The sequence below is a fragment of the Nocardia sp. NPDC004722 genome (genome assembly GCF_053601505.1).
In genome coordinates this window covers 1-6,544 of record NZ_JBSGBY010000491.1, presented here as the reverse complement: position 1 = coordinate 6,544, position 6,544 = coordinate 1, and the positions used below count along the sequence as shown (strand labels likewise).

Sequence of the window (6,544 nt, the reverse complement as noted above, 5' to 3'; positions counted from 1 at the left end):
AAGACGTGGTAGCCGTCGCTGACCCCGTTGAGGCCCAGCACTTCGGCGTCCGCATCGGTGGCGATGACGGCATCCGGGTAGAGCTGGGCGAGCAGCCGCGCGCTGGGTCCGCTGAAGGCGGCCGGATAGTAGGCGATGGTGTCGTCGAGCACCATGAGCGCGGTGTCGAGGTGGTAGAAGCGCGGATCGACGAGATCCAGTGAGACGACCGGCATTCCGAAGAACTCGGCCACCTCCTCGTGCGCGCCGCGGGCGCTGCGGAAGCCGGTCCCGGCCAGGATGCGTTCCCCGGCGATGGCGAAATCGCCTTCGCCCTCATTGGTTTCGCGGGCGGCCAGCACGTCGGCGAAGCCCTGCGCGGCCATCCAGTCGTGGTAGGCCGGGCCTTCCTGTGCGCGTTCGGCATTGGCGAAGCGGGCCGAGAGCGCCCGGTCACCGATGACGAGTCCGCCGTTGGCGGCGAACACCATATCCGGCAGTCCGGCAACGGGTTCGATGACCTCGACGCGGTGCCCGTGCGCCTCGTAGGCGGCGCGCAGGCCGTCCCATTGCGCGAGCGCGAGGGCGCGGTCGACGGGTTCGGCGGTATTCATCCAGGGATTGATGGCGTAGGTGACCTCGAAGTGTTCGGGTCGGCACATCAGATAGCGGCGGGGTACGGGCTTGCGGGCAGCGGGATCGCGGGCGGGCAGGGTGGCTACGGATGTCAACGAGACTCCCTCGGAAGTGGCGCGGACCGGGCTGAACCGAAGGTATGTGGCGTACCGTTGCGCAGGAAATAGCGAATCGTTGCGTTGATCATGGTGTGGGTAGCGATTTGTTGCGTTCGAGCGGTGCGAGTGCACGATTGCGAAAGGAAACGGCTCGTGGACGATCTCGATCGGCGGATCCTCGCCCATCTGCTGGACCATGCCCGCGCCTCGTTCCAGGAGATCGGCGCGGCGATCGGCCTGTCCGCGCCCGCGGTCAAACGCCGGGTCGACAAGATGGTGGCGGGCGGGCAGATCACCGGCTTCACCGCGGTGGTGAACCCGGCCGCGCTGGGCTGGCGCACCGAGGCGTACGTCGAAGTCTTCTACCGCGACAACATCTCCCCCGCCGAACTACGCCGCAGCCTCGAACCCATCCCCCAGATCGTGGGCGTATGGACGATCGCGGGCGAGGCCGATGCCCTGGTCCACGTGATGGCCACCGACATGGCCGAGATCGAGGCGACGGTCGAACGCATCCGCGAGAACGCGCGCGTCGGGCGCACCCGCAGCAACATCGTCATGTCCCGCCTCCTGGAACGCCCCCGCACCTGAGCGGGACCTCGCGGCACCCGGCCGTAGCCCTACCGTGGCCGGGCGTACGACCCGCTCATGGCCGCCGTGACGGCGAAATCTAAGGTGGGAGCCATGTCCGACGTACGTGCCAGCTACCTCACCGACGGGGCCGAAATCTATCGGCGCTCGTTCGCGACCATTCGGGAGGAGGCCGATCTGGCCCGGTTCCCGGCGGACGTGTCACAGGTGGTGGTGCGGATGATCCACGCCTGCGGGCAGGTGGATCTGGCCGGGGACGTCGAGTTCAGCACGGATGTGGTGGCGAAGGCGCGGGCCGCGATGCGCGCGGGTGCGCCGATCCTGTGTGACGCCAACATGGTCGCCTCCGGGGTGACGCGCAAGCGTCTGCCCGCCGACAACGAGGTGCTCTGTCTCCTCGGCGATTCACGCGTACCGGACCTCGCGGCGCGACTCGGGAATACGAGATCTGCTGCGGCCCTGGAACTTTGGCGCGACCGGCTGGACGGCGCGGTGGTGGCGATCGGCAATGCGCCCACCGCCCTGTTCCATCTGCTCGACATGCTCGACGCGGGTGCGCCTCGCCCGGCAGCGGTGCTCGGCATTCCGGTCGGGTTCATCGGCGCGGCGGAGTCCAAGGAGGCGCTGGCCGAATACGGCGGCGTCGAATTCCTGACCGTCCGCGGGCGGCGCGGCGGCAGCGCCATCACCGCCGCGGCCCTCAATGCGATTGCGAGCGAACAAGAATGAGCAAGCTCTGGGGTGTCGGGCTCGGTCCCGGCGATCCGGAACTGGTGACGGTCAAGGCCGCCCGCGTCATCGGCGAGGCCGATGTCATCGCCTTCCACAGTGCCCGGCACGGTCGCAGCATCTCGCGCGCCATCGCCGCGCCCTACATGCGCGCCGACCAGCTCGAGGAACACCTGGTCTACCCGGTGACCACCGAGACCACCGATCACCCCGGCGGCTACCAGGGCGCGATCGACGAGTTCTACGAGCAGGCGGCCGCCGTGCTCGCCGACCACCTGTCGGCGGGCCGCACCGTGGCCCTGCTCGCGGCCGGTGACCCGCTGTTCTACAGCTCCTTCATGCACATGCACCGCCGCCTGGCCGACCGCTTCGACACCGAGATCATCCCCGGCGTCACCTCGGTCAGCGCCGCCTCCGCCGCCCTCGGCACCCCGCTGGTCGAGGACAAGCAGGTGCTGACCATCCTCCCGGGCACCCTGCCCACCGAGGAACTCACCCGCCGCCTGCGCAACACCGAAGCAGCCGCCATCATGAAGCTCGGCCGCACCTACCCCGGTGTCCGCCAAGCCCTTTCGGACTCCGGCCGGCTCGACGACGCCTACTACGTCGAACGCGCCAGCTCGACCCGCCAGCGCGTCCTGCGCGCCGCCGACGTCGACGAGGCGAGCGTCCCGTACTTCGCCATCACCATCGTCCCGGGCCCCGAGCCGCGTACGCGCATCCCCCTGACGGCCGACGCCTCCGCCACGGACACACAGCTCCACCCGGGAGCGACCGCGCAGGCGTCCCCGATCGTCGAAAGCGCACCAGCGCAATCGAATTCGGCGGACGTGAGCGGTCCGGCGGCCCACTCGGGTATCCGCGGCGAGCAGGTCACCGCAGCGAGGGCCGGATCCGCTGCCAGCACACCGGGTTTGGTGGGTGAGGTGGTCGCAACCGCGCGCGAGGCAGGCAGTGCCGGGATCGAACAGTCGGACACCACGCCGTCGATCGGCGAGGTCGTGGTCGTCGGGCTGGGGCCGGGCGCGGAGGGCTGGACCACCCCCGAAGTGGCGCGGGCGCTGGCCGAGGCGACCGATATCGTCGGGTACACGACCTATGTGAACCGGGTGCCGGTGCGGGCGGGGCAGCGGCGGCATGCCAGTGACAATCGGGTCGAATCCGAGCGGGCCGGAATGGCTTTGGATATGGCCAAGGCCGGGGCGAAGGTGGTCGTGGTTTCCTCCGGGGATCCCGGGGTATTCGCCATGGCGGCGGCGGTGATCGAGGAATCGGCCGATCCGCAGTGGCGCGACGTGCCGGTGCGGGTGCTGCCGGGGGTGACCGCGGCGAGCGCGGTGGCCAGCCGGATGGGTGCGCCGCTGGGCCACGATTTCGCCATGATCTCGCTGTCGGACCGGCTCAAGCCGTGGGAGACGGTGGCGCAACGGATTTCGGCGGTGGCGTCGGCGGATATGGCCTTCGCCGTCTACAACCCGGCCTCCTCGCAGCGGCAGTGGCAGGTGGCCGCGATGCGCGAGCTGGTGCTCGAGCATCGCAAGGCCGAGACGCCGGTGGTGATCGGCCGTGACGTGGGCGGACCGACCGAATCGGTGCGGGTGGTGACGCTGGGTGAACTGGATCCGGCCGAGGTGGATATGCGCACGCTGCTGATCGTGGGCGCGTCCACCACCACGGTGTTCGACGCGGCCGGCGGACCCCGGGTGTTCACGTCGCGCCGATACGGTGACTAATATTCCACAGTAGAACGTAGCTGGAAGGGGTAGTGGTGCCAGAAGACAAAGCTCGACGCCCGCTCAACTCGACGGCAGCGTCCCTACTCGGCTTCCTACACCGGGGCGAAATGTCCGGTTGGGATCTGGTCGCGCAGGCCCAGGACCGCATCGGCGACTTCTGGACCATCACCCAGAGCCAGGTCTACCGGGAGCTCGCCACCATGCACCAGCTCGGCCTGGTCGAGAAGGGCGAGTCCGGCGCCCGCGACCGCACCCCCTACCGCATCACCGAGGAGGGCCGGGAAGCGTTCGCGGAGTGGATCGCCCGCGACCCGGGCGCGGAAACCATCCGCGTGCCGCTGCTGCTGACCCTGTCCTTCGGCGAATTCGTCGACCCGCGCCGCCTCGAGCGCATCGTCGCCGCCAATCGCGGGGTCCACGAGCAGCGCCTCTCGGGGTATCTCTCCGGCCAGGACGAGCAGCGCATGTCGCCGTTCGAGCGCGCCACCCTGGATTTCGGGATCCGCTACGAGCGTGCCGTTCTCGAGTGGTTCGACCGCCTGCCCGAACTGCTGGACCGCACCAGCCGCCTGTCCTGAGCCGTCGCGCGCCCGGCCCGCGGCCGGGCGCGGCACCTTCGCTCACGCGGCCAATCGGGTGCGGCGCGCATTACTTCCGCTCGCGTAGCCAATCCCACGCCGCCGCCACGGTTTCCACCTGGTGCGCGCCGTCGGGCAGCTCGGGCCGGTTGCTCATGACGACCGGAATGCCGAGCGCGCGAGCAGCGGTCAGCTTGGCCTCGGTCAACGCTCCCCCGCTGTCTTTGGTCACCATCACGTCGATCCGCCGCTCCCGCAGCAGCGCCGTCTCGTCGGCCACGCTGAAAGGCCCACGTGCGAGCAACAATTCATGCCGTTTCGGCAGTGCGCCCTCGGGCGGATCGATCGCCCGGATCAGGAACCACGCGTCCGAGTCCGCGAAGGCCGCGACCCCCTGGCGGCCGATCGTCAGGAATACGTGATCCCCCAGCCCCGCGAGGGCTTCGGCGGCCGCGCCCAGATCCGGCACCCGGATCCAGCTGTCCCCGTCTCGTTCACGCCATCCCGGCCGCCGCACATGCAGTACCGGCAGCCCGAGGCTCGCCGCGGCCGCCGCGGCATTGGCGGTGATCCCCCCGGCGAACGGGTGCGTGGCATCCACCACGACCTGAATCCCGTTCTCGACCAACCACTCCCGCAGCCCGTCGACTCCCCCGAATCCCCCCACACGCACTTCCCCGACCGGCAGCACGGGTTCGCGCACGCGTCCGGCGAGCGAGGACACGATCTCGAATCCCCGCTCACCGGAAGCGATATCGGCCAGTTCCCGGGCTTCCCGGGTTCCGCCGAGAATCAGCGTTTTCAGTTCTGCCCGCTCAGCATCGCCGAGCCGGAATCGATCAGCGGCTGCCCGCCGACCACCAGCAGCCCGATGATCGCGCCCGGAATCGCGCCGATCCCGAACAGGAACGCACCGAGAATGCCGCCGATGATCCCGCCGATCGCCGCATGCTGCAGCTGCCCGAAGAAGTCATCCGCCGCCGAGATGTCCTTGGCCGAGGCGAGCGGCGCCGACACCGAGGTCAGCGTCAGCTGATTCCCGCTCTGGTCGATGGCGGCGGTGAGCCCGTACTGCTTGCCCGCGAGTACCCCGTTCAACGGCACCCGCGTCACCACGTCACCGGCCTGGTTCTTCAACAGCACGGTCTGCGCCGCCGAATCCAGCGTGAACTGTCCACCACTCACCTGAGTGACGATAGCGTTCGCGTCATTCACCACCACGCTGTAGTCCACACCCTGCTCACTACCGCGCAGCGTGGAATCCGCAGCCTGCACCGCCGGAGCCGGATCCACCGGAGCGGCATAACCGGTCCCCGCAGCAATACCGGTAGCAGCCGCGGCGACGAATGCGGTCGCGACAATCTTCGTGTACTTCATGAATCTCCCAATAGAGTTCGAACCGAACCCGACAACTCTCGGATTCTGGCAGGTCACCCTACCGTTGACTCAATGATGTTTCCCTCTGAATGACTCACTGGCGCCACCGATTCCGGTCCGCTCCATGATCGACGGTTCTTTGTGGTGCTTTGACACCCCACCGGCTCCATCGGAGTGTCCCAATTGCGCACCGGCCCACCGCTCGCCTCCTGGAATGCTTCTGAAGGTTCGAGCATCCATTCAGTCGAGGATCGCGGTGGCTTCGATCTCCACCAGGTGGTCGGGGATGTCCAGTGCCGCAACACCGATCAGCGTGGCGGGCGGGGCCGGGGTGACCCCCAGCTGCGCGGCCGCACGGGCGATCCCTTCCAAGAGCGGCGGCATCTTGTCGGGGGTCCAGTCGACGACGTAGAAGGTCAGCTTCGCCACGTCGTCGAAGGAGCCGCCGATCCCTGCCAGGGCGGTGCCGACGTTCAGGTAGCTCTGCTCGACCTGGGCGGCGAGGTCGCCTTCCCCGATCGTGACTCCGTCGGCGTCCCATGCGACTTGCCCGGCGATGAAGACCAGCCTCGATCCGGACGCGATCGACACCTGCCGGTAGACATCGATCTCGGGCAATCCGCTGGGGTTCACAAACGTGACGGCCATGCTGCCTTACTCCTTGTCCTGAGTGCTTGCGGGCGCGACGCCCCAGCCGCTCGAGGTTTCTTGTGGTTACCGAGGAACTGTAGGAGAGTGTGCGCTGACGTGGAAGAACGCACTTTTCGGTGACTGGAGAACCTTATGGTGACCAAGCAGTTCACGGGCTCGCCCGAGGACG

Annotated in this window: 8 protein-coding genes; 4 read left to right on the top strand and 4 right to left on the bottom strand. The window is 68.5% G+C overall.

The window, feature by feature from the left end; translation table 11 throughout:
- The coding region (ddaH, locus tag ACWELQ_RS34300) for a dimethylargininase (protein WP_452401178.1) at positions 1-710 on the bottom strand (710 nt) is incomplete at its 3' end.
- 156 nt (positions 711-866) lie between these two features.
- Here ddaH and ACWELQ_RS34295 point away from each other — a divergent pair.
- From ACWELQ_RS34295 to ACWELQ_RS34280, 4 genes are all read left to right on the top strand, one after another.
- Positions 867-1,304, top strand: a complete 438-nt coding sequence (locus ACWELQ_RS34295; RefSeq protein WP_452401177.1) for an Lrp/AsnC family transcriptional regulator — start codon at positions 867-869, stop codon at positions 1,302-1,304.
- 93 nt (positions 1,305-1,397) lie between these two features.
- Positions 1,398-2,033, top strand: a complete 636-nt coding sequence (locus tag ACWELQ_RS34290) for a precorrin-8X methylmutase (RefSeq protein ID WP_452401176.1) — start codon at positions 1,398-1,400, stop codon at positions 2,031-2,033.
- Entirely contained in the window at positions 2,030-3,766 is a 1,737-nt protein-coding gene (gene cobJ, locus ACWELQ_RS34285; RefSeq protein ID WP_452401175.1) for a precorrin-3B C(17)-methyltransferase, read from the top strand. The genes ACWELQ_RS34290 and cobJ overlap by 4 nt, the downstream gene beginning before the upstream one ends.
- Before the next feature lie 32 nt (positions 3,767-3,798).
- Positions 3,799-4,347: a PadR family transcriptional regulator gene (locus ACWELQ_RS34280; protein ID WP_452401174.1), complete on the top strand. Its 549-nt coding sequence runs from the start codon at positions 3,799-3,801 to the stop codon at positions 4,345-4,347.
- A gap of 70 nt (positions 4,348-4,417) precedes the next feature.
- On the opposite strand, the gene ACWELQ_RS34275 is transcribed toward ACWELQ_RS34280, so the two are convergent.
- From ACWELQ_RS34275 to ACWELQ_RS34265, 3 genes are all read right to left on the bottom strand, one after another.
- A complete protein-coding gene (locus tag ACWELQ_RS34275; protein WP_452401179.1) occupies positions 4,418-5,152 on the bottom strand; it encodes a cobalt-precorrin-6A reductase in 735 nt (244 codons plus the stop codon).
- Complete coding sequence (locus tag ACWELQ_RS34270; protein WP_452401173.1) at positions 5,149-5,724, bottom strand: hypothetical protein; 576 nt, start codon at positions 5,722-5,724, stop codon at positions 5,149-5,151. The genes ACWELQ_RS34275 and ACWELQ_RS34270 overlap by 4 nt, the downstream gene beginning before the upstream one ends.
- Before the next feature lie 240 nt (positions 5,725-5,964).
- Positions 5,965-6,372: a RidA family protein gene (locus ACWELQ_RS34265; protein WP_452401172.1), complete on the bottom strand. Its 408-nt coding sequence runs from the start codon at positions 6,370-6,372 to the stop codon at positions 5,965-5,967.
- Positions 6,373-6,544 lie beyond the last annotated feature (172 nt).

Bases quoted from the DNA above. Each gene is read 5' to 3' on its own strand.
- ACWELQ_RS34290 (WP_452401176.1), top strand. From the start codon at position 1,398: ATGTCCGACGTACGTGCCAGCTACCTCACCGACGGGGCCGAAATCTAT.
- cobJ (WP_452401175.1), top strand. From the start codon at position 2,030: ATGAGCAAGCTCTGGGGTGTCGGGCTCGGTCCCGGCGATCCGGAACTG.
- ACWELQ_RS34270 (WP_452401173.1), bottom strand. From the start codon at position 5,724: ATGAAGTACACGAAGATTGTCGCGACCGCATTCGTCGCCGCGGCTGCT.
- ACWELQ_RS34265 (WP_452401172.1), bottom strand. From the start codon at position 6,372: ATGGCCGTCACGTTTGTGAACCCCAGCGGATTGCCCGAGATCGATGTC.